The organism is Comamonas humi (assembly GCF_054782535.1).
Genome location: NZ_BAAGSH010000016.1, coordinates 64,786 through 90,461, shown reverse-complemented (window position 1 = coordinate 90,461; position 25,676 = coordinate 64,786). Strand labels below are relative to the sequence as shown.

Annotated in this window: 22 protein-coding genes; 9 read left to right on the top strand and 13 right to left on the bottom strand. The window is 69.9% G+C overall.

Going from position 1 to position 25,676, the window contains the following annotated elements; translation table 11 throughout:
* Positions 1 to 12: 12 nt before the first annotated feature.
* Together ACYVKR_RS16355 and aptA are read right to left on the bottom strand one after the other, a co-directional pair.
* On the bottom strand, positions 13 to 1,530 hold the full coding sequence (locus ACYVKR_RS16355) for a CoA-acylating methylmalonate-semialdehyde dehydrogenase (RefSeq protein WP_460482000.1): 1,518 nt from the start codon (positions 1,528 to 1,530) through the stop codon (positions 13 to 15).
* A gap of 74 nt (positions 1,531 to 1,604) precedes the next feature.
* Positions 1,605 to 2,960: an aspartate aminotransferase family protein gene (gene aptA, locus ACYVKR_RS16350; RefSeq protein WP_460481999.1), complete on the bottom strand. Its 1,356-nt coding sequence runs from the start codon at positions 2,958 to 2,960 to the stop codon at positions 1,605 to 1,607.
* Between the two features lie 217 nt (positions 2,961 to 3,177).
* Between aptA and ACYVKR_RS16345 the strand changes: the two genes are divergently transcribed.
* Positions 3,178 to 4,848 (top strand): amidohydrolase, encoded by a 1,671-nt coding sequence (locus ACYVKR_RS16345; protein ID WP_460481998.1) that lies wholly within the window; start codon positions 3,178 to 3,180, stop codon positions 4,846 to 4,848.
* 69 nt (positions 4,849 to 4,917) lie between these two features.
* Here ACYVKR_RS16345 and ACYVKR_RS16340 read toward each other — a convergent pair whose 3' ends face one another.
* The gene (locus ACYVKR_RS16340; RefSeq protein ID WP_460481997.1) at positions 4,918 to 5,682 is read right to left on the bottom strand and encodes an SDR family oxidoreductase; all 765 of its coding nucleotides are present in this window, start codon (positions 5,680 to 5,682) and stop codon (positions 4,918 to 4,920) included.
* Positions 5,683 to 5,793: 111 nt separating this feature from the next.
* Here ACYVKR_RS16340 and ACYVKR_RS16335 point away from each other — a divergent pair, with 111 nt between their 5' ends.
* Together ACYVKR_RS16335 and ACYVKR_RS16330 are read left to right on the top strand one after the other, a co-directional pair.
* Entirely contained in the window at positions 5,794 to 6,690 is an 897-nt protein-coding gene (locus ACYVKR_RS16335) for an AraC family transcriptional regulator (RefSeq protein WP_460481996.1), read from the top strand.
* Between the two features lie 82 nt (positions 6,691 to 6,772).
* Complete coding sequence (locus ACYVKR_RS16330; RefSeq protein WP_460481995.1) at positions 6,773 to 8,371, top strand: alkaline phosphatase D family protein; 1,599 nt, start codon at positions 6,773 to 6,775, stop codon at positions 8,369 to 8,371.
* 12 nt (positions 8,372 to 8,383) lie between these two features.
* Here the strand turns inward: ACYVKR_RS16330 and ACYVKR_RS16325 are convergent, their stop codons facing one another.
* Positions 8,384 to 9,286 (bottom strand): LysR substrate-binding domain-containing protein, encoded by a 903-nt coding sequence (locus ACYVKR_RS16325; RefSeq protein ID WP_460481994.1) that lies wholly within the window; start codon positions 9,284 to 9,286, stop codon positions 8,384 to 8,386.
* 94 nt (positions 9,287 to 9,380) lie between these two features.
* On the opposite strand from ACYVKR_RS16325, the gene ACYVKR_RS16320 reads away from it, so the two are divergent.
* The gene (locus ACYVKR_RS16320; RefSeq protein ID WP_460481993.1) at positions 9,381 to 10,469 is read left to right on the top strand and encodes an isocitrate/isopropylmalate dehydrogenase family protein; all 1,089 of its coding nucleotides are present in this window, start codon (positions 9,381 to 9,383) and stop codon (positions 10,467 to 10,469) included.
* Positions 10,470 to 10,606: 137 nt separating this feature from the next.
* Here the strand turns inward: ACYVKR_RS16320 and ACYVKR_RS16315 are convergent, their stop codons facing one another.
* The 6 genes from ACYVKR_RS16315 to ACYVKR_RS16290 form a co-directional block, all read right to left on the bottom strand.
* Positions 10,607 to 12,226: an MFS transporter gene (locus ACYVKR_RS16315; RefSeq protein WP_460481992.1), complete on the bottom strand. Its 1,620-nt coding sequence runs from the start codon at positions 12,224 to 12,226 to the stop codon at positions 10,607 to 10,609.
* Complete coding sequence (locus ACYVKR_RS16310; protein WP_460481991.1) at positions 12,223 to 12,660, bottom strand: DoxX family protein; 438 nt, start codon at positions 12,658 to 12,660, stop codon at positions 12,223 to 12,225. Before ACYVKR_RS16310 ends, ACYVKR_RS16315 begins: the two co-directional genes overlap by 4 nt.
* Before the next feature lie 14 nt (positions 12,661 to 12,674).
* Positions 12,675 to 14,573, bottom strand: a complete 1,899-nt coding sequence (locus tag ACYVKR_RS16305; RefSeq protein ID WP_460482216.1) for an amidohydrolase — start codon at positions 14,571 to 14,573, stop codon at positions 12,675 to 12,677.
* A 123-nt stretch (positions 14,574 to 14,696) separates the two neighbouring features.
* The gene (locus ACYVKR_RS16300) at positions 14,697 to 14,963 is read right to left on the bottom strand and encodes a XapX domain-containing protein (protein WP_460481990.1); all 267 of its coding nucleotides are present in this window, start codon (positions 14,961 to 14,963) and stop codon (positions 14,697 to 14,699) included.
* A gap of 37 nt (positions 14,964 to 15,000) precedes the next feature.
* Positions 15,001 to 15,699, bottom strand: coding sequence for a hydrolase (locus ACYVKR_RS16295; RefSeq protein WP_460481989.1), 699 nt, complete (start codon positions 15,697 to 15,699; stop codon positions 15,001 to 15,003).
* Between the two features lie 49 nt (positions 15,700 to 15,748).
* On the bottom strand, positions 15,749 to 16,459 hold the full coding sequence (locus tag ACYVKR_RS16290; RefSeq protein ID WP_460481988.1) for a pirin family protein: 711 nt from the start codon (positions 16,457 to 16,459) through the stop codon (positions 15,749 to 15,751).
* 170 nt (positions 16,460 to 16,629) lie between these two features.
* Between ACYVKR_RS16290 and ACYVKR_RS16285 the strand changes: the two genes are divergently transcribed.
* Positions 16,630 to 17,565 carry a LysR family transcriptional regulator gene (locus ACYVKR_RS16285; protein WP_460481987.1) on the top strand — a complete coding sequence of 312 codons (936 nt, stop codon included), beginning with the start codon at positions 16,630 to 16,632 and terminating at the stop codon, positions 17,563 to 17,565.
* A gap of 6 nt (positions 17,566 to 17,571) precedes the next feature.
* Here ACYVKR_RS16285 and ACYVKR_RS16280 read toward each other — a convergent pair whose 3' ends face one another.
* From ACYVKR_RS16280 to ACYVKR_RS16270, 3 genes are all read right to left on the bottom strand, one after another.
* Complete coding sequence (locus ACYVKR_RS16280; RefSeq protein ID WP_460481986.1) at positions 17,572 to 18,213, bottom strand: Vgb family protein; 642 nt, start codon at positions 18,211 to 18,213, stop codon at positions 17,572 to 17,574.
* A 32-nt stretch (positions 18,214 to 18,245) separates the two neighbouring features.
* Entirely contained in the window at positions 18,246 to 19,466 is a 1,221-nt protein-coding gene (locus ACYVKR_RS16275; protein ID WP_460481985.1) for a helix-turn-helix domain-containing protein, read from the bottom strand.
* 88 nt (positions 19,467 to 19,554) lie between these two features.
* On the bottom strand, positions 19,555 to 20,490 hold the full coding sequence (locus tag ACYVKR_RS16270; RefSeq protein WP_460481984.1) for a LysR substrate-binding domain-containing protein: 936 nt from the start codon (positions 20,488 to 20,490) through the stop codon (positions 19,555 to 19,557).
* A gap of 101 nt (positions 20,491 to 20,591) precedes the next feature.
* Here ACYVKR_RS16270 and ACYVKR_RS16265 point away from each other — a divergent pair, with 101 nt between their 5' ends.
* The 4 genes from ACYVKR_RS16265 (at position 20,592) to ACYVKR_RS16250 (ending at position 25,675) form a co-directional block, all read left to right on the top strand.
* Positions 20,592 to 21,569 carry a Bug family tripartite tricarboxylate transporter substrate binding protein gene (locus ACYVKR_RS16265; RefSeq protein ID WP_460481983.1) on the top strand — a complete coding sequence of 326 codons (978 nt, stop codon included), beginning with the start codon at positions 20,592 to 20,594 and terminating at the stop codon, positions 21,567 to 21,569.
* Between the two features lie 2 nt (positions 21,570 to 21,571).
* A complete protein-coding gene (locus ACYVKR_RS16260) occupies positions 21,572 to 23,095 on the top strand; it encodes a UxaA family hydrolase (RefSeq protein WP_460481982.1) in 1,524 nt (507 codons plus the stop codon).
* 65 nt (positions 23,096 to 23,160) lie between these two features.
* The gene (locus tag ACYVKR_RS16255) at positions 23,161 to 24,639 is read left to right on the top strand and encodes an NAD-dependent succinate-semialdehyde dehydrogenase (RefSeq protein ID WP_460481981.1); all 1,479 of its coding nucleotides are present in this window, start codon (positions 23,161 to 23,163) and stop codon (positions 24,637 to 24,639) included.
* A 43-nt stretch (positions 24,640 to 24,682) separates the two neighbouring features.
* Positions 24,683 to 25,675 (top strand): Bug family tripartite tricarboxylate transporter substrate binding protein, encoded by a 993-nt coding sequence (locus ACYVKR_RS16250; protein WP_460481980.1) that lies wholly within the window; start codon positions 24,683 to 24,685, stop codon positions 25,673 to 25,675.
* The last annotated feature ends 1 nt before the right edge of the window (position 25,676 follow it).

Below are 25,676 nucleotides of genomic sequence, written 5' to 3'. Positions count from 1 at the left end.
CGGTGCCGGCGCTCAGCGGCTGCTCGGGAAGCTGAACACCGCGCCTTCGCGCACGCCGGCCGAGGGCCAGCGCTGGGTGATGGTCTTGCGCTTGGTGTAGAAGCGCACGGCATCGGGGCCGTAGGCGTGCAGGTCGCCGAACAGCGAACGCTTCCAACCACCGAAGGAGTGGTAAGCCACCGGCACCGGCAGCGGCACGTTCACGCCCACCATGCCGACCTGGATGTGGTCGCTGAAGTAGCGCGCGGCCTCGCCGTCGCGGGTGAAGATGCAGGTGCCGTTGCCGTATTCGTGGTCGTCGATGAGCTTCATCGCTTCCTGCAGCGTCTTCACGCGCACGATGCCGAGCACGGGGCCGAAGATCTCTTCCTGGTAGATCTGCATGCCGGGCTTGACCTTGTCGAACAGGCAGGGGCCGAGGAAGTAGCCTTCCTCGTGGCCGGCCACCTTCAGGCCGCGGCCGTCGACCAGCAGCTCGGCGCCTTCGGCCACGCCGCTGTCCACGAAGGCCTTCACCTTCTCGAAGTGCGGCTTGGTGACCAGCGGGCCCATGTCGTTGGCGTTGTCGGTGCCGGGGCCGACCTTCATCTTGGCGATCTCGGCCTTCAGGCCGGCGATCATCGCGTCGGCGGTGTCGTCGCCCACGGCCACGATCAGCGGCACGGCCATGCAGCGCTCGCCGCAGGAGCCGAAGGCCGCGCCCATCATGGCGTTGACGGCGTTGCCGATGTCGGCGTCGGGCATGACCACGGCGTGGTTCTTGGCGCCGCCCAGGGCCTGCACGCGCTTGCCGTGCTTGCAGCCTTCGGCGTAGATGTATTCGGCGATGGGCGTGGAGCCCACGAAGCTCACGGCCTTGACGCGCGGATCGGTCAGCAGCGTGTCCACGGCTTCCTTGTCGCCGTTGACCACGTTCAGCACGCCGGGCGGCAGGCCGGCTTCCAGCGCCAGCTGGGCCACGAACAGCGCGCTGGTCGGGTCGCGCTCGGAGGGCTTCAGGATGAAGCAGTTGCCGCAGGCCACGGCCATGGGCCACATCCACAGCGGCACCATGGCCGGGAAGTTGAACGGCGTGATGCCGGTCACCACGCCCAGCGCCTGGAACTCGCTCCAGCTGTCGATGCTGGGGCCGACGTTGCGGCTGATCTCGCCCTTGAGCAGCTCGGTCACGTAGCTGGCGTATTCCACGTTCTCGATGCCGCGCTGCAGCTCGCCGTGCGCATCGGCCAGCACCTTGCCGTGCTCGGCGGTGATCATCGCGGCGATCTGGTCGGCGTGCTCTTCGAGCAGCACCTTGAGCTTGCTCATCACACGGGCACGCTTGAGCGGCGGCGTGTTGCGCCACGCGGGGAAGGCCTTCTCGGCCGAGGCGATGGCCGCCTCGACGGTGGCCTTGCTGGCCAGCTCGACGCTGGTGGACGACTGGCCGGTGGCGGGGTTGAACACCGGCTGCGAGCGGCCGTTGTCGTAGACGATCTGGCCGTCGATCAGGTGGCCAACGGTGGCGGTGACGTTCTTGTCGTGATTCATGGAAGTCTCGGATTTATACAAAAATCAGCCGCAGCGCCCGTTCATCAAGCGCCAGCAGCTATTAAAAATATAGTTTATGCAGTCTCGGCCAGTGCATCGCCCAGCGCGCTGACCAGGCGGTCGATCTCGGCCTTTTCGCTGATGAAGGGCGGTGCGAGCTGGATGGTGTCGCCGCCGTAGCGCACGTAGAAGCCCTTTTCCCAGCACTTCATCGCGATCTCGTAGGGGCGCTTGGCCGGCTCGCCCGCCAACGGGGCGATGGTGAAGCCGGCGGCCAGGCCGTAGTTGCGGATGTCCAGCACGTGCTTGGTGCCCTTGAGGCTGTGCACCGCCTGCTCGAAGTAGGGGGCCAGTGCCTTCACACGGCCGGGCATGTCTTCCTTCTCGAGGATGTCCAGCACCGCCAGGCCGGCCGCGCAGGCCACCGGGTGGGCCGAGTAGGTGTAGCCGTGCGGAAACTCCAGCATGTAGTCCGGGCCGCCCTGCGCCATGAAGGTGCCGTAGATCTCCTTCGTGGCGATCACGCCGCCCAGCGGCTGCGCGCCGTTGGTCACCTGCTTGGCGAAGTTCATGATGTCGGGCACCACGCCGAAGGCGTCGGAGCCGGTCCAGGCGCCGCAGCGGCCAAAGCCGGTGATGACCTCGTCGAAGATCAGCAGGATGTTGTTCTGCGTGCAGATCTCGCGCAGGCGCTGCAGGTAGCCCTGCGGCGGGATCACCACGCCGGCCGAGCCGGAGAAGGGCTCGACGATGACCGCGGCGATGTTGCTCGCGTCATGCAGCGCGATCACGTCCAGCAGCTTGTCGGCCAGCTCGCGGCCGCCCTGCTCGGGCATGCCCTTGCAGAACGAGCCCAGCGCCGGCTGGGTGTGGGGCAGGTGGTCGGCCTCGACGCCCTGGCCGAAGGTCTTGCGGTTGCCCACCATGCCGCCGACGGAGATGCCGCCGAAGTTCACGCCGTGGTAGCCCTTCTCGCGGCCGATCAGGCGCGTCTTCGTGCCCTGGCCCTTGGCGCGCCAGTAGGCGCGGGCCATCTTGAGCGCGGTGTCGGCAGCCTCGGAGCCCGAGCCGGTGAAGAACACGTAGTCGAGGCCGGCGGGCGTCAGGTCCTTGATTTTGTTGGCCAGCGCGAACGACGCGGGGTGGCCGAACTGGAAGGCCGGCGCGTAGTCGAGCGTGGCGATGGCCTTGCTCACCGCCTCGGTCACCTCGCGGCGGCCGTGGCCGATGCCCGAGCACCACAGGCCCGACAGGCCGTCGAAGATCTTGCGGCCTTCGCCATCGGTGTAGTAGGCGCCCTGGCCGCCGACGATCATGCGCGGGTTGGCCTTGAAGTCGCGGTTGCCGGTGAACGGCATCCAGTGGGCGTCCAGCCACGCGGCATCCTGGCGCACGGCGGCGGTGGAATCGTCGATCTGCACAAAGCTCATGGTGATCTCCTTGGAAGAGGACCGCACGGCAAGGGCCGCACGGCAACATGGACGGATTGTGGGCGCGAATCTTTCTTCGTCAAATAGTGAAATATCAATGTTTACTTGCTGAATTCAGAAAGTAATCGACGGCAGTCGCCGACGCTGCAGCCGTTTCGGCCCGGTGGGCCCGAAACGTGGTAGCTTCCGCGCCTTCCCCATTCACCGGAGACATCCCATGAAGACTTTTTCCAGGCACCTGCTGGCACTGGCCGTGGCCACCGCTGCCGCCGGCGCGGCCCAGGCGGCGCCCGTGCTGGTCGAGGCCGTGAACGGCTACACGCTGCAGAACAACCAGCTCGCGCAGTTCAGCGGCCTGGTGTTCGATGAAGGCAAGGTGCTGGCCACCGGCGACGCCAAGGCCCTAGCCCAGAAGTACCCGCAGGCCCAGCGCGTGGACGGCGGCGGCCGCACCCTGCTGCCCGGCCTGATCGACGTGCACGGCCATGTGTTCCGCCTGGGCTTCAAGACCTCGGAGATCTCGCTGTCGGGCACCAAGACCCTGGCCGAGGCGCAGGCCAGCATCCGCGCCTACGCCGAGAAGAACCCGCAGCGCGCCTGGCTGCTGGGCCATGGCTGGAACCAGGTGAATTGGAAGCTGGGGCGCTTTCCCACCGCCGCCGAGCTGGACGCCGCCGTGGCCGACCGCCCGGTGCGCCTGATCCGCGTGGACGGCCACGCCGCCTGGCTCAACACCAAGGCGCTGCAGCTGGCCGGCATCACCAAGGACACCAAGGACCCCGCGGGCGGCCGCATCGAGCGCGACGCCGATGGCAACCCCACCGGCGTGCTGGTGGACAAGGCCCAGGCCCTGGCCAATGCCGTGGTGCCGCCCTACAACGACGACGACCGCCGCCGCGCGCTGGCCGCCGCCGTCTCGCACCTGAGCGCGCTGGGCCTGACCGGCGCGGGCGATGCCGGCGTGGTGGTGGACGACGACCGCATCTACCGCGAGTTCGCCGACCAGGGCAAGCTCAAGGTGCGCATCTACGGCATGATCAAGGACATGGCCGAGGACTACGACAAGCTCTCGGCCAAGGGCCCGCTGGTGGGCTACGGCAACGACCGCTACTCGCTGCGCGCCGTCAAGATGTACGGCGACGGCGCGCTGGGCAGCCGCGGCGCGGCGCTGATGTCACCCTACTCGGACGACCACAGCCACAGCGGCCTGCTGTTCATGAGCGACGCCGTGTTCCAGGCCAATGCCACCAAGGCGCTGAAGGCCGGCTACCAGGTGAACGTGCACGCCATCGGCGACGCCGCCAACCACCAGGTGCTGGACGGCATGGAGGCCGCGTTCAAGGCCGTGGACGGCGGCCGCAAGCTGCGCAACCGCGTCGAGCACGCGCAGGTCATCGCGCTGCCGGACATCCCGCGCTTCAAGCAACTGGACCTGATCGCGTCGATGCAGCCCACGCACGCCACCAGCGACATGAACATGGCCGAGGACCGCGTCGGCAAGGAGCGCATCAAGGGCGCCTACGCCTGGCAGACCCTGCTCAAGCAGGGCACGGTGATCGCCGGCGGCTCGGACTTCCCGGTGGAATCGGCCAACCCCTTCTTCGGCCTGCACTCGGCCGTGACCCGCACCGACCACGAGGGCAAGCCCATCAACGGCTGGCACCCCGAGGAGGCCATGACCCTGCTGCAGGCCTTCCGCGCCTTCACGCTGGACGCCGCCTACTCGCAGCACCAGGAGAAGACCCTGGGCTCGCTGGAGGCCGGCAAGTGGGCCGACTTCGTCGTGGTCGACCGCGACATCTTCAAGATCCCCGCGGCCGATCTGTGGAAGACCCAGGTGCTGCAGACCTGGGTGGGCGGCGAGCGCGTCTACGAAGCCAAGCCCTGATCCTGCACACGCCACGCCAGGCCCGCATCCGCCCGGATGCGGGCCTTTTTCGTTGTGCCCGGGGCCGCCTCATGCAGGCATGGCCGCGCCTGGATGGGCCCGGGCCAGCGCCACGGCATCCGCCCCCGCCGCAAAGCGCAGCCGCGGCGAGGCATCGTGCGCGGCCTGCCATACCGCCTCGGCCACGTCGCCCTCGGTCGTCACCGCCGCCGGCCTGGCAAATGCTTCGAAGATGGGCTGCGCGAAAGGCCGGTAAGCCTCGGGGATCAGGCCCTGCATGCGGGCGCCGCCGTTCTCGGTGAAGCGGGTGGTGGGCGCGTAGCCGGGCTCGACCAGCTTGACGCGGATGCCGAAGGCCGCCAGCTCGAAGGCCACCGAGCCCGTGAGCCCCTCGACGGCCGTCTTGCTGGCCGTGTACACGCCGGCCAGCGGCATGGCGGCGAGCGCCACGCTGGAGGTCACGTTCACGATCACGCCGGCCCTGCGCTCGCGGAAGCGGGGAATCACCGCCTGCATCATCGCCATGACGCCAAAGGTGTTGGTGTCGAACACCTCGCGGGCCGTGGCCAGGGGCGTGGCCTCGAAGGCCCCGACGACGCCGATGCCGGCGTTGTTGACCAGCACGTCGATGGCGCCCGCGGCCTCGACGGCGGCGGCGATGCTCGCGGGCTGGGTGACGTCCAGCGCCAGCAGTCGCATCCGGTCCGAGGCGGGCAGCAGTCCTTCGCGCGGCTGGCGCATGGTGGCGATGACGTTCCAGCCTTGCGCGTGGAAATGGCGTGCGGTTTCGAGGCCGTAGCCGGACGAGCAGCCGGTGATGAGGACGGTCTTCATGGGTTCACTCCTGAGGGGGTTGGTTGCGATGGAGTGAACGATATGGCACGATGGCCGGATGATCTACGCTGAATCGTCCTTTAGATTTTTGAAATCGTCCAGATTGGCGCCATGAGCGATCCCCTCACCGAAGTCGTCGCGCTGCTGCAGCCGCGCGCCGTCCTGGCCAACGTCATCAGCGGCAAGGGCGACTGGGCCGTGCGCTATGCCGAGTACGGCCACCCCGGCTTCTGCATCCTGCTGGAGGGCAGCTGCCTGCTTGCCGTCGACGGGCACGCGCCGATCACCCTCGGCGAGGGCGACTTCGTCCTGCTGCCGGCCACGCCGCCCTTCACGCTCTCCAGCTTCGCGCCTGCGCCGCCCGTCTTCATCGATCCGAAGCAGGTGCCCGGCGGCCAGGGCGAGCGGCGCCACGGCGACCCGACGGGCGCGCCGGACATGCGCTCGCTGGGCGGCGCCTTCATGTTCGACCACGCCGACCCCGGCCTCCTCGTGTCCTTGCTGCCGCCGGTGGTCCACGTGCGGGGTTCGGCACGCCTGGCACAGCTGGTGCAGATGGTCGGCGACGAGTACGCCGGCCAGCTGCCCGGCTGCGACTACATGCTTTCGCGGCTGGCCGGCATGCTGCTCATCGAGGCGCTGCGCTCCACGACGGCCGGCAGCGCGCCCCCGGGCCTGCTGCGCGGCCTGGGCGATGCCCGGCTGGCGGCGGCGCTCCAGCAGATGCATGCGCACGTGGACCGGGCCTGGACCGTGGCGGAACTGGCGGATGCGGCCGCGCTGTCCCGCTCGGCCTTCTACGACCGCTTCACCCGCACGGTCGGCGTGGCGCCCATGGAGTACCTGCTGGCCTGGCGCATGGAGATCGCCAAGCGGCTCCTGCGCCACGGCCAGCGGCCCGTGGCCGAGGTCGCCGAGCGCGTGGGCTACGGCTCCGCCAGCACCTTCAGCGTGGCCTTCAGCCGGCGCGTGGGGCAGACGCCCAGCCGGTATGCGCGGCAAGGCTAGGGCCGGTCCCGGTCCATTCACGGTGCTGTCATCCGCGCGGGCTAGCCTTGCGGATTCGTTCCGTCTCGCACCCCACCACACCATGTCTCTGCTCCTCCGCCGCCGCTTCCTGCTCTCTTCCACCGCCGTGGCCGGCGCCGGCCTGCTGCCCGCCGTGCTGCGCGCGCAGGCCGCGCCCGCCGCCATCACCCGCGACGCCGCCCGCCCGCTGCTGCCCTCGGGCGTGCAGAGCGGCGACGTGCTGGCCGACCGCGCCATCGTCTGGGCCCGCGCCAGCCGCGATGCGCGCCTGTGGCTGGAATGGTCCACCACGGCCAGCTTCGCCAACGCCACGAAGCTGCGCGGCCCCGACCTGCTCACGTCCAGCGACGGCACCGGCCGCATCGACCTGCAGGGCCTGCCCGCCGGGCAGGAGATCTTCTACCGGGTGGTGCTCGAAGACCTGGCCAGCGCCAATGTGCGCTCGCCCGCGGCGCAGGGCCACTTCCGCACGCCCGAGGCCAGCGGCGGCCCCGCCACGCGCCCGTTGCGCCTGGTGTGGAGCGGCGACACCGCCGGCCAGGGCTTCGGCATCAACGAGGCCTTCGGCGGCATGCGCATCTATGAGGCCATGCGCAAGACCAATCCGGACGTCTTCCTGCACAGCGGCGACACCGTCTATGCCGACGGCCCCATCCCCGCCGAGCTCAAGCTCAAGGACGGCACGCTGTGGAAGAACCTGGTCACGCCCGAGGTCGCCAAGGTGGCCGAGACGCTGGACGAGTTCCGCGGCCGCCACCGCTACAACCTGATGGACGCCAACGTGCGCGCGCTGGGCAGCGAAGTGGCGCAGATCTGGCAGTGGGACGACCACGAGGTCAGCAACAACTACTCCGACAGCAAGAGCGTGGCCGCCGACGCGCGCTACACCGAGAAGAACGTGCAGCTGCTGGCCGCGCGCGGCCAGCGCGCCTTCATGGACTATGCGCCGATGCGCCCCTTCGGCGCCGCCGAGTCGCAGCGCGTCTACCGCCATCTGCCGCAGGGCCCGCTGGCCGATGTCTTCGTGCTTGACATGCGCAGCTACCGCGGCCCCAACACCCACAACCTGCAGACCAGCGAGGGCCCGGACACCGAATTCCTCGGCCGCCCGCAGGTGGACTGGCTGCTCGCCGGCCTGAAGCAAAGCCGCGCCACCTGGAAGCTCATCGCCGCCGACATGCCGATCAGCCTCTTCGTGCCCGACGGCAAGGACGCCGAGGGCCGTGCCCGCTGGGAGGCCGTGGCCAACGGCGACCACGGCGCGCCCAAGGGCCGCGAGATGGAGATGGCGCGCCTGCTCAAGGGCATCAAGGACGCGGGCATCAAGAACGTGGTCTGGCTCACCGCCGACGTGCACTACACGGCGGCCCACCACTTCAGCCCCGAGCGCGCGCAGTTCCAGGACTTCGACCCGTTCTGGGAATTCGTCTCCGGCCCGCTGAACGCCGGCGGCTTCGGCCCGAACGAGATGGACAAGACCTTCGGCGGCGAGGTCGTCTACCAGAAGGGCGCGGGCTACGACAACTCGGCGCCCACCGAGGGCTACCAGTTCTTCGGCCAGGTGGACATCGACCACCGCAGCCAGGCCCTGACCGTCACGCTCAAGGATCTGGACGGCAAATCGCTGTTCACCAAAGTGCTGGAAGCGCAGCGCGCCTGAGCCTGCCGCGACTCAAGGCATCGCCCGCCGGAAGTAGTCCTGCAGGAACTCCACGCAGGCCCGCACCTTGGCCGAGCGGTCGAGCCGCGTGGGGTAGACGGCCCAGACATTGGCCTCCTGGCGCCACTCGGGCAGCACCTGCACCAGCTGCCCGGACTGCAGCAGCGCGGCCACGTCCCAGACCGAGCGCAGCACGATGCCGTGGCCGTCCACCGCCCACTGCACCGCGATCTCGCCGTGGTTGGCCGACAGCGGCCCGGTCACCTTCACCGTGCGCTCCTCGGCGCCGGCGCGCAGCTTCCAGACGCCGAACGGGTGGTCGCGCTCCTTGATGACCAGGCAGTCGTGCGCCGAGAGCTCGGCGATACCGCGCGGCGGGCCCTTGCGCTGCAGGTAGGCGGGCGCCGCGCACAGCACGCGGTGGTTGTCGGCCAGCTTGCGGGCGATCAGGTGCGGCGCGATCTCGTCGCCCACGCGCACATCCAGGTCGATGCCCTCTGCCGCCACGTCGACCAGGCGGTCGAACACCTCCAGCCGCACTTGCAGGCCCGGGTGCCGCGCCACCAGCTGCGACACGGCCGGCGCCACCACGTTGCGGCCGAAGCCGAAGCTGCTGCTCATGCGCAGCAGGCCGCGCGGCTCGCCAGCGGCGGTGCTCACGTCCTGCACCAGGTGGTCGATGTCGTCGAGGATGCGCTGCGCCCAGCCGAACACGCGCTCGCCGTCCTCGGTAACTGCCACGCGCCGCGTGGTGCGGTGCAGCAGCTTCACGCCCAGCTCGGCCTCCAGCAGGCGTATGCGCTTGCTCACATAGGCGGGCGAGGCGCCCAGCTCCTGCGCCGCCGCGGCAAAGCTGGCGCGGCGCACCACCGAGAGGAAGACGCGCAGGTCGTCGGGCAGCAGGTTTTTGAACACGATCCGTAAACAATCAGACTACAAATACGGGATTGTCTTCATAAACGCAGGGTATGAGAATACGGCCCAGCACTTTCAACGACGGAAACCGCCCATGTCCACCACCTACAAAATCGCAGTCCTCGCCGGCGACGGCATCGGCAAGGAAGTCATGCCCGAGGGCCTGCGCGCACTGCAGGCCGCCAGCCAGCGCTTCGGCCTGGCGCTCGAATTCCACCATTTCGAATGGGCCAGTTGCGACTACTACGCCGCACACGGCCAGATGATGCCCGACGACTGGAAGGCGCAGCTCTCGGGCATGGACGCGATCTTCTTCGGTGCCGTGGGCTGGCCGGCCACCGTGCCCGACCACGTCTCGCTGTGGGGCTCGCTGCTCAAGTTCCGCCGCGAGTTCGACCAGTACATCAACCTGCGCCCGGTGCGCCTGTTCGAGGGCGTGCCCTGCCCGCTGGCCGGCCGCAAGCCCGGCGACATCGACTACTACGTGGTGCGCGAGAACACCGAGGGCGAGTACACGTCGCTGGGCGGCATCATGTACGAGGGCACGGACCGCGAGATCGTGATCCAGGAATCGGTCTACTCGCGCCACGGCGCCAACCGCCTGCTGAAGTACGCCTTCGACCTGGCCCAGAGCCGCGCCAAGAAGCACGTGACCCTGGCCACCAAGAGCAACGGCATCGCCATCAGCATGCCCTGGTGGGACCAGCGCGCCGAAGAGGTCGCCAAGCAGTACCCCGAGGTGACGCTGGACAAGCAGCACATCGACATCCTGACCGCGCGCTTCGTGCTGCAGCCGGGCCGCTTCGACGTGGTGGCCGCCACCAACCTGTTCGGCGACATCCTCTCCGACCTGGGCCCGGCCACCACCGGCACCATCGGCCTGGCGCCGTCGGCCAACCTGAACCCCGACCGCACCTTCCCCAGCCTGTTCGAGCCGGTGCACGGCTCGGCGCCCGACATCTACGGAAAGAACATCGCCAACCCGATTGCGATGGTCTGGTCGGGCGCGCTGCTGCTGGACTTCCTGACCCAGGGCCAGGGCGCCGGCCGCGCCGCGCACGACGCCATCGTGGCTGCGATCGAGGAAGTCCTCAAGAGCGGCCCGCGCACGCCGGACCTGGGCGGCACGGCCAATACCACGCAGGTGGGCGAGGCGGTGGCGGCGCTGATCGCCCAGGGCTGAGGCGGCGGTCGCTTTGGTTTTGATAGCTGCTAGCGCTTGTCATTATTGGATTTCAGATGCATAAATATCTGAAATCCATGCATATCAAGCGCCAACAGCTCCCTTTTTCATAGCCCAACCAGCGGACCGCACCCGGCCTATGCCCGCCCTTCGTGCGGGTGGTTGAAGGCCAGGAAGTGCCGCACCACCGGCCGCTGCCCGCCCTGGTGGTAGCGCAGCACCTCGTCCTGCACATCGGCATCGGCCTTGGAGACGCGCTGGTGCTGGCGCAGGTGCTCGGCCCAGGACTCGACCTGGAACCATTCGAGCATCAGCCCCGGGTCGGAGGAATCCTCCGCCACGCCCCAGGCGTAGGCACCGTCGCGCCGCCGCTCGGACGAGAGCCGGGCCAGCGCCTTCAGGAAGTCGGCCCGGCTCTCGGGCGCGATGCGGTACTCGATCTGGATCAGCACCGGGCCGCGGTCGTGCTCCACGGGCGCGGCCGTCAGCGGCTCGGGCCAGTGGTTGGACGGCACCAGGTCGGCATCGCCCGTGGGCAGCTTGATGCGGTGCGCCACCAGGCCGACCAGCACCAGCCCGGCGGCACCGATCAGCAGCGCAGCCGGCACCGAGGTCCATTGCGCCACGGCGCCCCAGCTCAGGCTGCCCACCGTCATCGCGCCGTTGAAGACCGTGAGGTACACCGCCAGCGAGCGCCCCCGCACCCAGTTCGGCAAGATCGCCTGGGCCACGCCGTTGAGCGTGGTCAGCGCCGTGATCCAGGCCATGCCCAGCACCAGCAGCGCAGCCACCGCCGCCCACTGCGGCGGCGCCCACGAGAGAAAGGCCATCACCGCCGCCGTCAGCAGCGCGGCCAGCAGCAGCAGGCCGTCGGCGTCCAGGCGCGCGCGCAGGCGCGGCATGACGACGGCACCGCCGATCGCCCCCACGCCGACCGCGCCCAGCAGGATGCCGTAGAAGCTGGCGCCGCCGCTCAGCAGCTGGCGCGCCACCAGAGGCAGCAGCGCCCAGACCGAGCTGGCCAGCAGGAAGAACAGGAAGGCCCGCAGCAGCACCACATGCAGCTCGCGGCTGGCGCGCGCATAGCGCAGCCCGGCGCGGAAGGCGCCGGAGAAGCGCTCGGACAGCGCATCCTGCGTGGCCTGGGGACGCGGCCACCACAGCAGCGCCGCGACCACGAAGGCGTAGCTGATCACGTCCACGCCATAGGTGAAGGCCGCGCCCATGGCCGCCAGCACCAGGCCGCCCAGGGCCGGGCCCACGGCGCGCGCGATGTTGATGCCCAGCGAGTTCAGCGCCACCGCGCTCTTGAGGTCCTGCCGGGGCACCAGCTCGGGCACGATGGCCTGCCAGGTCGGCCCCATCAGCGCCGCGCCCACGCCGCCGAGGAAGGTCAGCGCCACGAGGGACGCCACCGACTGCAGCCCCAGCGCCGACAGCAGCATCAGCCCGGCGCTGGTGCCGGCGAGCAGGAACTGGATGGCCAACAGGAATTTGCGCCGGTCGAGGATGTCGGACAGCACGCCGGCGGGAATGGCCAGCAGGAACACCGGCAGCGTGGCCGCGGCCTGCACCATGGCCACGGCGGCCGGCGACGGGGACAGGTCGGTCATCAGCCAGGAACTGGCCACGTCGCGCACGAAGCTGCCGGTGTTGCCGATCACGGTCGCCGTCCAGAGCACCAGGAACAGGCGCTGGCGCAGCGGCGCGAAGCTGCCCGATGCGGGCGCCTGCGCGGGGGTGGAAGTGGTCGTCATGCCGTGGGCTCCTGCAGGTCCAGCCAGGCCACGAGCAGGAATCCGCCGACCAGGCCCAGGTGTTCAAAAAAGGAATTGGCCGCCATGAAGCGCTCCTGCCCCGCGGGCAGCTCCCAGAAGCGCAGCGCCAGAAAGGTGGCCAACAGGGTGAAGCCGCCCAGCGCCAGCGCGCCCAGCCAGCGCAGCCGGCCGAAGAGGACCAGCGCCGAGGCGCCCAGCTCCAGCGCGATCACCAGCACCGCGAACAGCGGCGCCGGCGCCAGGCCGAAGTGCTGCATCTCGGCCAGGGCGCCGGGAAAGTCGGTGAGCTTGACCAGCCCGCCCTGCAGGTAGGCCGCGCACAGGCCCAGGCAGGCCAGCCAGCGCAGCGCGGCGCTGCCGAAGACGGGGCGTGCCAGCGCGGCCAGGCGGTTTTCCAGGTGGGTGCTTGTCATGGCGGCCTCCTGCTTCATGCCATCCAGCACGAGCAGCCCAGCGCGCCGAAAAAGCTTTTCGGATCGGAGGACGGCACGCTGGACGCCCAGGCGCTGGCGTGGCTGTGGCCGTGCAGGCCGCAGCTGGTGCCGCAGCCGCAGGCAGCAGCCAGGCTGCGGTAGCGCGCGGGGTTCAGCGAGTGCTTGCCCGCGCCCTCGGGCTCGCCCCAGGCGCCGTAGCCGCCGAATCGGCGCACGGGCGACCAGTCGGGCATGGCCGGCGGCAGCGGGTTGTCGTCGTGCTGCTGGAACGGGCCCGCGCCATAGACCACGCGGCCGCCGACCACGGTGAGCTCGGATGTGAGGAAGGAGATCTCGTCCTCGGGCACAGTGAAGTAGTCCTTGCTCGGCACCAGCATGTCGGCGAACTGGCCGACCTCGATGCGGCCGCGCCGGCCTTCCTCGTTGCTGAACCAGGCGACGTTCTCGGTCCACATGCGCAGCGCGGTCTCGCGGTCGAGCAGGTTGCGCTCGGGGTACATCTGCAGGCCACCCACGGTCTTGCCGGTGACCATCCACGACAGCGACACCCAGGGGTTGTACGAGGCGACGCGCGTGGCGTCGGTGCCGGCTGAGGTCTTCACGCCGCGCTCGAGGATTTTCTTGACGGGCGGCGTGGCCTCGGTGGCGCGCGCGCCGTAGCGCTCGGCGAAGTACTCGCCCTGGTAGGCCATGCGGTGCTGCACGGCAACACCGCCGCCCAGCGCGGCGATGCGGTCGATGGACCGGTCGGAGATGGTCTCGGCGTGGTCGAAGAACCAGTTCAGGCCGGTGAGCGGCGTGTCGCGGTGCACCTTCTCGAACACGTCGAGCGCGCGGCTGATGGTCTCGTCGTACGTGGCGTGCAGGCGCCAGGGCCAGCGGTTCTGCACCAGCACGCGCACCACTTCTTCCAGGTCGCCCTCCATGCTGGGCGGCATGTCGGGGCGCGGCTGGCGGAAGTCCTCGAAGTCGGCGGCCGAGTACACCAGCATCTCGCCGGCGCCGTTGTGGCGGAAGTAGTCGTTGCCCTGCTTGTACTTGACCGAGGACGTCCACTTCAGGAAGTCGGCCTTCTCTTCCTGGGGCTTTTGCGTGAACAGGTTGTAGGCCAGGCGCACGGTGATCTGGCCCGCATCGGCCAGCTGCTGGATCACCTCGTAGTCCTCGGGGTAGTTCTGGAAGCCGCCGCCCGCATCGATCACGCCGGTCACGCCCAGGCGGTTGAGCTCGCGCATGAAGTGGCGCGTGGAGTTGACCTGGTAGTCCAGCGGCAGCTTGGGCCCCTTGGCCAGCGTGGCGTAGAGGATGGTGGCATTGGGCTTGGCCAGCAGCAGGCCCGTGGGGTTGCCGTTGGCGTCGCGCACGATCTCGCCGCCGGGCGGTGCGGGCGTGTCCTTGGTGTAGCCGACGGCGCGCAGCGCGGCCGCGTTGAGCAGGGCGCGGTCGTACAGGTGCAGCAAGAAGACCGGCGTGTCGGGCGCGATGGCGTTGATCTCGTCGAGGGTGGGCAGGCGCTTCTCGACGAACTGGTGCTCGGTGAAGCCGCCGACCACGCGCACCCATTGCGGCGCCGGGGTCACGGCCACCTGGCGCCTGAGCATGTCGAGCGCATCGGCCAGCGAGCGCACGCCGTCCCAGCGCAGCTCAAGGTTGAAGTTCAGGCCGCCGCGGATCACGTGCGTGTGGTTGTCGAACAGGCCGGGCAGCACGCTGCGGCGCTGCAGGTCGATCCGGCGCGTGCCGCTGCCAGCCAGGGCCAGCACCTCGGCGTCGGAGCCGACGGCGATGAACCGGCCGTCCTTGACGGCCACGGCCGTGGCCGTGGGCTGGGCCCGGTTCAGCGTGGTGAACCGGCCGTTGTGGAAGACGGCGTCGGGCGTGGGGTCGGTCATGGAGGCTCCTTGGCGTGAGGGGGTGCTGCAGCCCAGCAGGCCACCCATGGCGAGGGTAGCGGCGGAGCCCAGGACTTTTCTGCGCGTGCTCATGGGACAGTTTCCTTGAAGATGGGGCCGGTGTCAGCCCTGGTGCTGGTCCGCGCCGGGGTTGTGGCGGCCGGGCAGCTGTCCCAGCACATGCTCGGTGGCCTGGGTCTGCTCGCAAGCCGAGCTGAAGGCCGTGCCCTGCAATAGCTGCTTGCCGACAGGGATGATCTGTTCGCCCACCAGGATGCCCAGCAGCCCCACCAGGGCCACCAGCGGCGGCGCGGGCGAGCGCACCTGCAGCAGGCTGTAGACCACGCCGACCAGCAGGCCGGCACCCAGGGACAGTGCGTAGAGCTTCATGGTGTCACTCCTGTGGCGGGGCCGGCGGCGCGGGGGCTCAGGCCTGGGCGGGGTTGGGGCCGACGGTCTCGCCGTGCTGCACGCGCTCGGGCGCCTTGTGCACCATGGTGTAGGCATAGTCCACGCCCATGCCGTAGGCGCCGGAGTGCTCGCGCACGATGTCCATCACCGCGTCGTAGGTGCCGCGGCGCGCCCAGTCGCGCTGCCACTCCAGCAGCACCTGCTGCCAGGTCACGGGCACCACGCCGGCCTGCACCATGCGGTCCATGGCGTAGTCGTGCGCGGCGAGCGAGGTGCCGCCCGAGGCGTCGGCCACCATGTAGATCTCGTAGTCGGTGTCGTGCAGGCACGAGAGCGCGAAGGTGGTGTTGCAGACCTCGGTCCACAGGCCCGAGACCACGACCTTCTTGCGGCCCTGGGCGGCGCCCGCGGCCAGTGCGTCGCGCACGTTCTGGTCGTCCCACGAGTTCATCGAGCTGCGCTCCAGCAGCTTGTGCTCGGGAAAGACGGCCAGCAGCTCCGGATAGGTATGGCCCGAGAAGCTTTCGGTCTCGACCGTGGTGATGGTGGCGGGGATGCCGAAGGCCTTGGCAGCCTTGGCCAGGCCGACGACGTTGTTCTTGAGCACCTGGCGGTCGATGGACTGCACGCCAAAGGCCATCTGCGGCTGCTGGTCGATGAAGATGATCTGGCTGTTCTGCGGCGTCAGTACTTCGAGGTAGTTGCGGTTGGGCATGGTGGTCTCCTGGGGTGGGTGGTTAGCGGTGAAGGAAAGGAAAACGGGCTCAGTGCACTGCGGGGGCGTCGACCAGCACGATCTCGGCGTCTTCGCTGGCGGTGATGCGGATGCTGGCTTCGGCATGCACGGCGGCGCCGTCGCGGGCCTCCAGCGGCACGCCGTTGACCTCAGCGCGGCCCTTGGCCAGCACCAGGTAGCCGTAGCGGTCGCCGGGGGCGAAGCGGTATTCGGCGCTCTCGCCGGCCTGCAGCGCGGCGCCCAGCACGCGGGCATCGGCGCGGATCGGCAGCGCGTCCTCGTCGCCGGCGATGCCGCTGGCCAGCGTCACGAAATGCCCGGCGCGGTCATGCCTGGGGAAGGGCTTGGTGCCCCAGGCGGGGCGCTCGCCGCGCTGCTCGGGCAGGATCCAGATCTGGAAGATGCGCGTGACGCCGGGCTCGAGGTTGTATTCGGAGTGGCGCACACCGGTGCCGGCGCTCATCACCTGCACGTCGCCGGCCACCGTGCGGCCCTGGTTGCCCAGGTTGTCGCGGTGGGTGATGGCGCCTTCGCGCACATAGGTGATGATTTCCATGTCGGCATGCGGGTGGGGCGGAAAGCCCGAGCCGGGGGCGATGGTGTCGTCGTTCCACACCCGCAGCGCACCCCAGTGCACGCGCTCGGGATCGTGGTACTCGGCAAAGGAGAAGTGGTGCCTGGCGTCGAGCCAGCCGTGGTGGGCGGCGCCCAGGCTTTCCAGGGAACGGCGTTCGATCATGGTCTGCTCCTGCGACTGCGTTGATGTCGATGGCGCCAGTCTAGGAACCGCGGATCATGCTGAGAAGCCCAGGAATGGAATTCCATCCTTTCCGTTTTTGACATGCCCGGAGGGCCGCGGCGCTGGCATATTGCGGGGGTGTCCCACACCTGCGCCCAGCGATCCCCACCATGAACAAACTACCCGACCTGGAAGCCTGGGCGATCTTCGCCAAGGTCGCGGAAACCGGCTCGTTCGCGCGCACCGCGGCCGAGTTCTCGCTGTCGCAAGCCACGGTATCCAAGGCCATCTCGCGGCTGGAGGCGCGCATGAAGACCGTGCTGTTCCACCGCACCTCGCGCCGCATCTCGCTGACCGCCAACGGCCATGCGGCGCTGGAGCGCGCCGCGCGCATCCTCGAGGAGGGCCAGGCCGTCGAGGCCGAGGTGGCCGAGCAGTCCACCAGCCTGCGCGGCACGATACGCCTGTCCGCGCCCATGTCCTTCGGCATCGCGCGGCTGGCGCCGGTACTGCCCGGCTTTCTGCAGGCCCACCCCGACGTGGAGCTGGACGTGCAGTTCAACGACCGGCAGGTGGACCTGGTGGGCGACCGGTTCGACCTGGCGCTGCGCATCGCCAACCTGGTGGATTCCAGCCTGCTGGCGCGCCAGCTGTGCAAGGTGCGCATCCTGCTCGTGGGGTCGCCGGAATACTTCGAGCGCCACGGCCGGCCCCGCCACCCCAGCGACCTGGCGCACCACAAGGCGCTGCAGTACAGCTACCAGAGCAGCGGCACGCACTGGCGCTTCAAGCATGCGCGGCATGGCGAGTTCACGCAGTCGATGGCGGTGCAGATGCAGGCCAACAATGCCGATGCGCTGACGCCCGCGCTGCTGGCCGGCCTGGGCGTGGCGCTGCAGCCGGCCTTCCTGGCCTGGCCGGCCCTGCAGACCGGCGCGCTGGAGGCCGTGATGGAGGACTGGCAGGTGGACCCCATCGCGCTGCACATCCTGACGCCCCCGGGCCGCAACCGCCCGGCACGCGTGCAGGCCCTGATCGAGCACCTGGCCCAGGCCTTCGCCAGCGAGCCCTGGGCCGGCGTGGCGGACCTGGTGCGGCCGCTCTGAGCCGGACTACTTCGCCCGCGCCGGCCGGCGCACGGCCCGGAGCCTGCCGCTGGCCCCGCCGCCGCAGAAGAAGCGCTCGCCGCCGTCAGACTCCAGCCCCGACACGCCGGTGCCGGCCGGCATCTCCAGCCGCTCCAGCACCGCGCCGCTGTCCGGGTCCACGCGCCGCAGCTCGCTCTGGTCTTCCTCCCAGGTGCCGTGCCACAGCTCGCCGTCGACCCAGGTGACGCCGGTCACGAAGCGGTTCGAGGCTATGGTGCGCAGCACCGCCCCGGTCTCGGGATCGATCTGGTGGATCTTGCGCTCCTGGTACTGCCCCACCCACAGCGAGCCCTCGGCCCAGGCCAGGCCCGAATCGCCGCCGCCGCCGGGCGCTGGGATCGTGGCCAGCACGCGGCTGGTCGCGGGGTCGATCTTCTGGATGCGGTTCTCGGCGATCTGGAACAGGTGCTTGCCGTCGAAGGCCGTGCCGGCGTGCCCCTGCACATCGAGGCTGCGCACGATCTGGCCGCTGTCGGGATCGAGGGCCTGGACGTGGTCGCCGGTGGCGAACCAGACCTGCCGGCCGTCATAGGACACGCCATGCACTTGCGTGATGCCATCGAACGGCCCGTACTCGCGGATGATTTCTGCGGTGGCTGCTTTCATGCTGGACTCCTGAAGGTTTCGGTCAGTCCATGCTAGCCCCCTGGCAGCGCAGCGGGGAGTAACAAAGTCGTCGTGAATCCCGGCGCGGGCTGGCTCATCCAGCGGCGCGCACGGCCGCGCCCCACGGGCTGCACCAGGCCGTCGGCCGCCAATGCGTCCAACGCTCTCTGCACGCTGCGCTGGCTGGCATCCAGCGCCAGCGCCAGGGCCGAGCTGGCCCAGGCCTCGCCATCGGACAGCAGCGCCAGCACCGCGCCATGCGCCGTCTCCACGGGCCGCGCCAGCACGGCCACGGGCTGGCGATGGGGCACGAGCACAAAGCCCTGCGCCGTGGCGCGCACGCCGGCCAGCGGCCGCAGCAGCCGGCGCAACCGTCCCAGCTCGACCCGCAGGCGCGCGCGGTACGACTCGTCGGCCTCGCGGGCGCGAAACACCCGCGCCGCCAGCGCATCGCGCGACACATCGGCCGGCCAAGCCTCGCCCAGCACGCGCGCCAGCGCAAACAGCACCGGCCGGCCGGCCAGCGGCACCACCACATCGCCCGCCCGCACGGCATGGCGGCAGGCATCGACCACCAGCGTGCCCGAGGCGAGCAAGGCCTCGACCTCGTCCAGCGCCAGCAGTTGCTCCGCCTGCCCGGGCACCAGCAGGCGGGCCGCCGGTGCGTTCAAGGCGGCCGCGGCCCGTTCCACCTCGGCCACCAGCGCGGCAATGCCCGCGCCCTGGGCCGCCTGCGCGGCATCGGCCAGCGCGGTGCGCGCCGCGCGGGTATCGAGCCGCCGCATGGCAATGCCTGCCACGGCCAGGCCGTGGATCGCCCTCAGCGCGGGCGGCAGCAAGGCCGGCTGCAGCCCGTCCAGCAGGCGCGCCGCCTCGCCCAGCCGCCCCACCAGCAGGCAGTGCCGGATTTCGAGATAACGTGCATGGGCGGCGTTCACGCCATCGCCATGCGCCTCCAGCGTGGCACGCGCCGCGTCCAGCCGGCGGGCCGGCCAGCCCAGGTCGCGCTGGGCCAGGGCGATCTCGGCCTCGGCCACCACGCAGCGGGCGCGGGCCACGGCCTCGCGGGCACCAAAGGCGCGCGCCGCGCTGCGCACCAGGGCCTTGGCGCGCACCAGGTCGCCCAGCTGCGCCATGGCGATGCCGCGCAGCGCGAGCGCGGGGGCGTCGCTGCGCAGCGCCACCCGGTTCAGCGCGCCAAAGGGGTCGCCGGCGGCCAGCGCGCGGGCCGCCGCCGTGATCAGAGAGTCCATGCCCATCCCGCCATCCCTGTCGCTCCTGGCCTGCCAGACATGCCGTTGATCTTAGGACACGCCGCGAAAGCAGCCGCCAGGGTGCGCATCACTTGAGCGCCCGGGCCTGCTCCCGCAGGCATTCCACCAGCAGCCCCGTCACCGGCGTCATCGGCTGGCCGCGCAGCGTGATCAGGCCCACGGGCGGCAGCTCCACCGGCACCGCCAGCCGGAGCACGGCCAGCAGCCCCTGCTGCGCGAAGTGCTGCGCCACCGTGCGCGCCATGAAGGCCACGGCGCCGCGCTGGTGCAGGAAGCTGATCTGCGACAGGAACGAGGCCGACTCCACGATGTCGGCCGGTGGATGCAGGTCGTGGGCGAAGAACTGCTGCTCGAGCTTGACGCGCAGCGACGCCCAGGGCGGCGGCAGCACGCAGGGCTGGCCGGCGATATCGGCCCAGCGCACCTGGCGCTTGCGCGCCAGCGGGTGGCCGGCCCGCACCACGGCCACCATGGGGTCGCGGTACAGCGCCTCGGTTTCCAGGTCGGGCGCGGCATAGCCGGGCTCCAGCCGGCCCACGAACAGGTCCAGCTCGCCCAGGCGCAGCTTGGGCAGCAGGCGCGTCAGGTCGCCCTCCTCGACCAGCACCGTGGTCTGGGCCGAGCGCGCCTTGAGCCGCTCCACCGCCTGGGCCAGCAGCACCGGCGTGGCCACGACCATGGCGCCCACGCTGGTGCGCCCGCGCGCGCCGCTGGCCTCGGCGGCGATCTCGTCGCGCGTGCGCTCGAAGCCCGCCAGCACCGAGCGCGCAAAGCGCACCAGACTCACGCCGGCGGCCGTGGGCACGGTGCCGCGCGGGCCGCGCTCGAACAGCGGCGTTTCCAGCATGCGTTCCAGCTCGGCCAGGGTCTTGGAGACGGCAGGCTGCGTGACCGACAGGAACTCCGCCGCCCGGCCCACGTGGCGGAACTGGTCCAGCGCCACCAGCAGCTGCAGGTGGCGCAGCTTGAGGTTGCTGCGCAGCACGCGATCGATCTTGCTCATCATTACTCTCTGGTTATGAAGATAGTCCGCATCTTCATTGGATTGTCATGGCGCATTTTTGAACAATCGCAGCACTACGACAAGATGCAGGAGACCTACGCATGCCATCCCTCCGGCCCAGCCGCCGCGACTTTCTGTACACCGCTGCCGCCTTGGCGGTAGCCCGGCCGCTGATGGCCCAGCAATGGCCCGAGCGCCCCATCACCTTCATCTGCCCCTGGCCCGCCGGCGGCACGGCCGACCAGTCGATGCGCGCGCTGTGCACCGTAGCCGCGCGCGTGCTGGGCCAGAGCATCGTGGTGGAGAACCGCGCGGGCGCCTCGGGCATGATCGGCGCCAAGGCGCTGGCCGCCGCCAAGGCCGACGGCTACACCATCGGCCAGATCCCGATCTCGGTCACGCGCTTTGCGCAGCTGGGCATGCTGCAGGCCGATCCGCGCAAGGACTACAGCTACATCGCCCGCACCTCGGGCCAGACCTTCGGCATCGCCGTGCCGGCCAACTCCCCCTTCAAGACGCTGAAGGACCTGGTCGATGCGGCCAAGGCCCGCCCGGGCCAGGTGAGCTACGCCCACGCCGGCGTGGGCGGCGCCACGCACGTGGGCATGGAGGAGTTCGCCGGCGTGGCCGGCATCCAGTTCAACGCCGTGCCCTACAAGGGTGGCGCCGAGGCGCTGGCAGGCGTGCTGGGCGGGCATGTGGATGCGCTGGCCGATTCCAGCTCGTGGGCGCCGCATGTCGAGGCCGGCAAGCTGCGCCTGCTGGCCACCTGGGGCGAGCAGCGGCCGCCGCGCTTCAAGGACACGCCCACGCTCAAGGAACTGGGCTACCACGTGGTCGTCGATGCGCCCAACGGCATCGGCGCGCCCAAGGGCGTGGACCCGGCCGTCCTGGCCAAACTGCGTGCGGCCTTCAGGCAGGCCGTGGCCAGCCCCGAGTTCAAGGCCGTGACCGACAAGATCGACGCCCCGGTGATGTACCTGGACGGCCCCGACTACGAAAAATACGTGAACACGGTCTACCAGAAGGAGACCATGCTGATCGACAAGCTGAAACTCCGCGAATTGATGAAGGGTTGACCATGACCACCAGCCCCCTGCTGCACCTGCACCCCAACGACAACGTCTTCGTCGCCAAGACCGGGCTGGCGCTGGGCCAGGAGATTCCCGGCCTGGGCGTGCGCACGCGCGCCCAGGTGCCTGCCGGCCACAAGATCGCCGCGCGCCGCATCGCCGCGGGCGAGCAGGTGAAGAAGTACGACACCGTGATCGGCGTGGCCACGCGCGAGCTGGAGCCCGGCGACTACGTGCACAGCCACAACCTGCAGCTGGTGGACTACTACCGCGACCCGGCCTTTGGCGCCGACGTGCGCCCCGTGGACTACGTGCCCGAGGACCAGCGCGCCAGCTTCCAGGGCTTCGTGCGCGCCGACGGCCGCGTGGGCACGCGCAACTTCATCGGCATCCTGTCGTCGGTGAACTGCTCGGCCACGGTGATCAAGAACATCGCCGCGCACTTCACGCCCGAGCGGCTGGCGGCCTTCCCCAACGTGGACGGCGTGGCCGCCTTCGCGCAGACCAGCGGCTGCGGCATGTCGTCGCCCAGCGAGCATTTCGACGTGCTGCGCCGCACGCTGGCCGGCTATGCGCGCCATCCCAACCTGGCGGGCGTGCTCATCGTCGGCCTGGGCTGCGAGCGCAACCAGGTCGATGGCCTGATGGAGTCGCAGGGCCTGCACGAAAGCCAACTGCTGCGCAGCTTCGTGATGCAGGACGTGGGCGGCACGCGCGCCACCATCGCGGCCGGCATTGCCGCCATCGAGGAAATGCTGCCCATCGCCAACCAGGCGCAGCGCAGCACGGCGAGTGCCAGCCACCTCAAGATCGGCCTGGAATGCGGCGGCTCGGACGGCTTCTCGGGCATCACGGCCAACCCGGCCCTGGGCGCGGCCATGGACATCCTGGTGCGCCACGGCGGCACGGCCATCCTCAGCGAGACGCCCGAGATCCATGGCGTGGAGTTCATGCTCACGCGCCGCGCCATCAGCCCCGAGGTCGGCCAGAAGCTGCTTGACCGCCTGGCCTGGTGGGAGCGGTACACCGCCGGCCAGAACGCCCAATTCAACGGCGTGGTGGGCCATGGCAACCAGGCCGGCGGCCTGGCCAACATCTTCGAGAAGTCGCTGGGCTCGGCCATGAAGGGCGGCACCACGCCGCTGCGCGCGGTCTACGAATACGCCGAGCCCATCACCGAAAGCGGCTTCGTCTTCATGGACTCGCCGGGCTACGACCCCGTGGCCTCCACCGGCCAGATCGCCAGCGGCGCCAACCTGATCTGCTTCACCACCGGGCGCGGCTCCATGTTCGGCAGCAAGCCCGCGCCCACCATCAAGCTGGCCAGCAACACGCCCATGTACCAGCGCCTGTCGGAAGACATGGACATCAACTGCGGCCTGATCGTGGACGGCGAATGCACCGTGCCCGAGATGGGCCGGCGCATCTTCGAGCAGATCCTGCGCCACGCCAGCGGCGAAGCCACCAAGAGCGAGCTGCTCGGCCTGGGCGACCACGAGTTCGTGCCCTGGCACCTGGGCATCGTGAGCTGAACTATCAAAATAATAGCTGCTAGCGCTTACCACATAAGCCCTGGATGCCAATTTCATTCAAAACCATGCCCCTGACCCTCACCCGCCCCGACCTGATCCGCAGCGCCAACTTCATCGCCGGCGAATGGCGCGATGCGCCCGCCGCGCCGGCTCCCCGTTTGGCCGTGACCGATCCGGCCACCGGCGCCCTCATCACCGAAGTGCCGGACTCGGGCGCCGCCGAGGCCCACGCAGCGCTCGATGCCGCGCATGCCGCCTTTCCCGCATGGCGCAAGCTGCCAGCCAAGCAGCGCGCCTCCATCATCAAGCGCTGGAACGACCTGGTCATCGCCCACCAGGACGACCTGGGCACGCTGATCTCGCTGGAGCAGGGCAAGCCCCTGGCCGAGGGCAAGGGCGAGGTGGCCTATGCCGCCAGCTACATCGAATGGTTTGGCGAGGAGGCCACGCGCATGAACGGCGAGGTGATTCCCGCGCCCGTGCCGGGCCGGCGCATGTTCGCGCTGCGCGAGCCCGTGGGCGTGGTGGCCGCCATCACGCCCTGGAACTTTCCCGCCGCGATGATCGCGCGCAAGATCGCGCCCGCGCTGGCCGCCGGCTGCACCGTGGTCTGCAAGCCCGCCGAGGACACACCGCTGACCTCGCTGGCCCTGGTGTTGCTGGCACACGAAGCCGGTGTGCCGGCCGGCGTGCTCAATATCGTCACCGCCTCGCGCGAGCAGACGCCCGAGGTCGTGGATGTGTGGCTGGGCGATGCGCGCGTACGCAAGATCACCTTCACAGGCTCCACGCCGGTGGGCAAGCACCTGGCGCGCCGCAGCGCCGATACGCTGAAGAAGCTCTCGCTGGAGCTCGGCGGCAACGCGCCCTTCATCGTGTTCGACGACGCCGATGTGGATGCGGCTGTCGACGGCTTCATGGCCGCCAAGTTCCGCAACGGCGGCCAGACCTGTGTCTGCCCCAACCGCGTATTCGTGCAGCGCGGCGTGTTCGATGCCTTTGCGCAAAAGCTCGCCGCGCGCGTGGCCGCACTGCAGGTGGGCCCGGCCAGCGATCCGGCCTCGCAGATCGGCCCCATGATCAACGCCCGCGCCGTCGAGAAGATCGAGCGCCATGTGCAGGACGCCGTGGCCAAGGGCGCCCGTGTGCTCGCCGGCGGCAGGCGCCTGGCCGAGCTCGGCCCCCGCTACTACGCGCCCACGGTGCTCGCCGGCGCCGATGCCAGCATGGCCTGCGCCTGCGAGGAAACCTTCGGCCCCGTGGCGCCACTGACCGCCTTCAACGACGAAGCCGAGGTGCTGGCCGCCGCCAACGACACGCCCTTCGGCCTGGCCGCCTACTTCTACAGCCAGGACGTGCGCCGCATCTGGCGCGTGGCCGATGCACTGGAGACCGGCATCGTCGGCATCAACGAAGGCGCCATCTCGGCCGAGGCCGCGCCCTTTGGCGGCGTCAAGGAATCGGGCTACGGCCGCGAAGGCTCCACGCACGGACTCGACGACTACCTGCACACCAAATACGTCTGCCAGGGACAACTGGATTGACGCCCGTCGGTCGCTAGCACCCAATCACAACAGGAGACAAACCATGAGCCATTCCCAATACCCCACCCGCAGGCCCCTGCTGGGCGCGCTGGCGGCATTCGCCCTGGCCGGCGTCCTGCCGCTGGCGCAGGCGCAAGGCCCCTTCCCCAGCAAGCCCATCACCTTTATCGTGCCCTACCCCGCAGGCGGCGCCAACGACATGCTGGGCCGCCTGGTGGGCCAGAAGATGGGCGAGGCGCTGGGCGCCTCCACCATCGTGGACAACCGGCCGGGCGCCGGCGCGCTGCTGGGCGCGGGCATCGTGGCGCGAGCGCCGGCCGACGGCTACACGCTGCTGGTCGGCGGCCTGGCCACGCACGCCGCCAGCCCGCACCTGATCAAGGCCGAGTACGACCCGGTCAAGGACTTCGAGCCCATAGGCATGATCGGCAGCGCGCCCATCATCGCCATCACGGCCAACGACTCGCCCTACAAGACGCTGCAGGACGTGGTGGACGCCGCGCGCAAGGACCCGCAGGCCGTGATGTACGGCTCGTCGGGCAATGGCTCGCCGCTGCACCTGGCCGGCGAGCTGTTCGTGTCCATCGCCAAGGTCCAGATGACGCACGTGCCCTACAAGGGCGGCAACGCCCATATCGTGGACCTGATCGGCGGCCGCGTGCCGGTGATCTTCGACACCGCCACCAACTCCATGCCGCTGCTGCGCGGCGGCAAGGTGCGCGCGCTGGCCGTGGGTGCGGCCGCGCGCCTGCCCGAGCTGCCCAACGTGCCGACCTTTGCCGAGGCCGGCTACCCGCAGTTCGAGTTCTCGGCCTGGTATGCGCTGTTTGCGCCGGCGAAGACGCCCGCCGATGTCAGCGCCAAGCTCTCGGCCGCGCTGGCCAAATCCCTGAAGCAGCCCGACGTGGCCACCAAGCTGCGCGACCTGGGCGTGACGCCCGGCACCGGCGATGCGAACGAGCTGCGCGCCTTTGTGCCCGGCGAGTACCAGCGCATCGGCGGACTGATCAAGACCGCCAAAATCAAAGCCGACTGAG

Excerpts from the sequence above, each read along its gene's own strand:
- ACYVKR_RS16250 (WP_460481980.1), top strand. The coding sequence starts at position 24,683 with ATGAGCCATTCCCAATACCCCACCCGCAGGCCCCTGCTGGGCGCGCTG.
- ACYVKR_RS16330 (WP_460481995.1), top strand. The coding sequence starts at position 6,773 with ATGTCTCTGCTCCTCCGCCGCCGCTTCCTGCTCTCTTCCACCGCCGTG.
- aptA (WP_460481999.1), bottom strand. The coding sequence starts at position 2,960 with ATGAGCTTTGTGCAGATCGACGATTCCACCGCCGCCGTGCGCCAGGAT.
- ACYVKR_RS16280 (WP_460481986.1), bottom strand. The coding sequence starts at position 18,213 with ATGAAAGCAGCCACCGCAGAAATCATCCGCGAGTACGGGCCGTTCGAT.
- ACYVKR_RS16290 (WP_460481988.1), bottom strand. The coding sequence starts at position 16,459 with ATGATCGAACGCCGTTCCCTGGAAAGCCTGGGCGCCGCCCACCACGGC.
- ACYVKR_RS16255 (WP_460481981.1), top strand. The coding sequence starts at position 23,161 with ATGCCCCTGACCCTCACCCGCCCCGACCTGATCCGCAGCGCCAACTTC.
- ACYVKR_RS16345 (WP_460481998.1), top strand. The coding sequence starts at position 3,178 with ATGAAGACTTTTTCCAGGCACCTGCTGGCACTGGCCGTGGCCACCGCT.
- ACYVKR_RS16275 (WP_460481985.1), bottom strand. The coding sequence starts at position 19,466 with ATGGACTCTCTGATCACGGCGGCGGCCCGCGCGCTGGCCGCCGGCGAC.
- ACYVKR_RS16315 (WP_460481992.1), bottom strand. The coding sequence starts at position 12,226 with ATGACGACCACTTCCACCCCCGCGCAGGCGCCCGCATCGGGCAGCTTC.
- ACYVKR_RS16295 (WP_460481989.1), bottom strand. The coding sequence starts at position 15,699 with ATGCCCAACCGCAACTACCTCGAAGTACTGACGCCGCAGAACAGCCAG.
- ACYVKR_RS16335 (WP_460481996.1), top strand. The coding sequence starts at position 5,794 with ATGAGCGATCCCCTCACCGAAGTCGTCGCGCTGCTGCAGCCGCGCGCC.
- ACYVKR_RS16285 (WP_460481987.1), top strand. The coding sequence starts at position 16,630 with ATGAACAAACTACCCGACCTGGAAGCCTGGGCGATCTTCGCCAAGGTC.
- ACYVKR_RS16320 (WP_460481993.1), top strand. The coding sequence starts at position 9,381 with ATGTCCACCACCTACAAAATCGCAGTCCTCGCCGGCGACGGCATCGGC.
- ACYVKR_RS16305 (WP_460482216.1), bottom strand. The coding sequence starts at position 14,573 with ATGACCGACCCCACGCCCGACGCCGTCTTCCACAACGGCCGGTTCACC.
- ACYVKR_RS16270 (WP_460481984.1), bottom strand. The coding sequence starts at position 20,490 with ATGAGCAAGATCGATCGCGTGCTGCGCAGCAACCTCAAGCTGCGCCAC.
- ACYVKR_RS16300 (WP_460481990.1), bottom strand. The coding sequence starts at position 14,963 with ATGAAGCTCTACGCACTGTCCCTGGGTGCCGGCCTGCTGGTCGGCGTG.
- ACYVKR_RS16265 (WP_460481983.1), top strand. The coding sequence starts at position 20,592 with ATGCCATCCCTCCGGCCCAGCCGCCGCGACTTTCTGTACACCGCTGCC.
- ACYVKR_RS16310 (WP_460481991.1), bottom strand. The coding sequence starts at position 12,660 with ATGACAAGCACCCACCTGGAAAACCGCCTGGCCGCGCTGGCACGCCCC.
- ACYVKR_RS16260 (WP_460481982.1), top strand. The coding sequence starts at position 21,572 with ATGACCACCAGCCCCCTGCTGCACCTGCACCCCAACGACAACGTCTTC.
- ACYVKR_RS16355 (WP_460482000.1), bottom strand. The coding sequence starts at position 1,530 with ATGAATCACGACAAGAACGTCACCGCCACCGTTGGCCACCTGATCGAC.
- ACYVKR_RS16340 (WP_460481997.1), bottom strand. The coding sequence starts at position 5,682 with ATGAAGACCGTCCTCATCACCGGCTGCTCGTCCGGCTACGGCCTCGAA.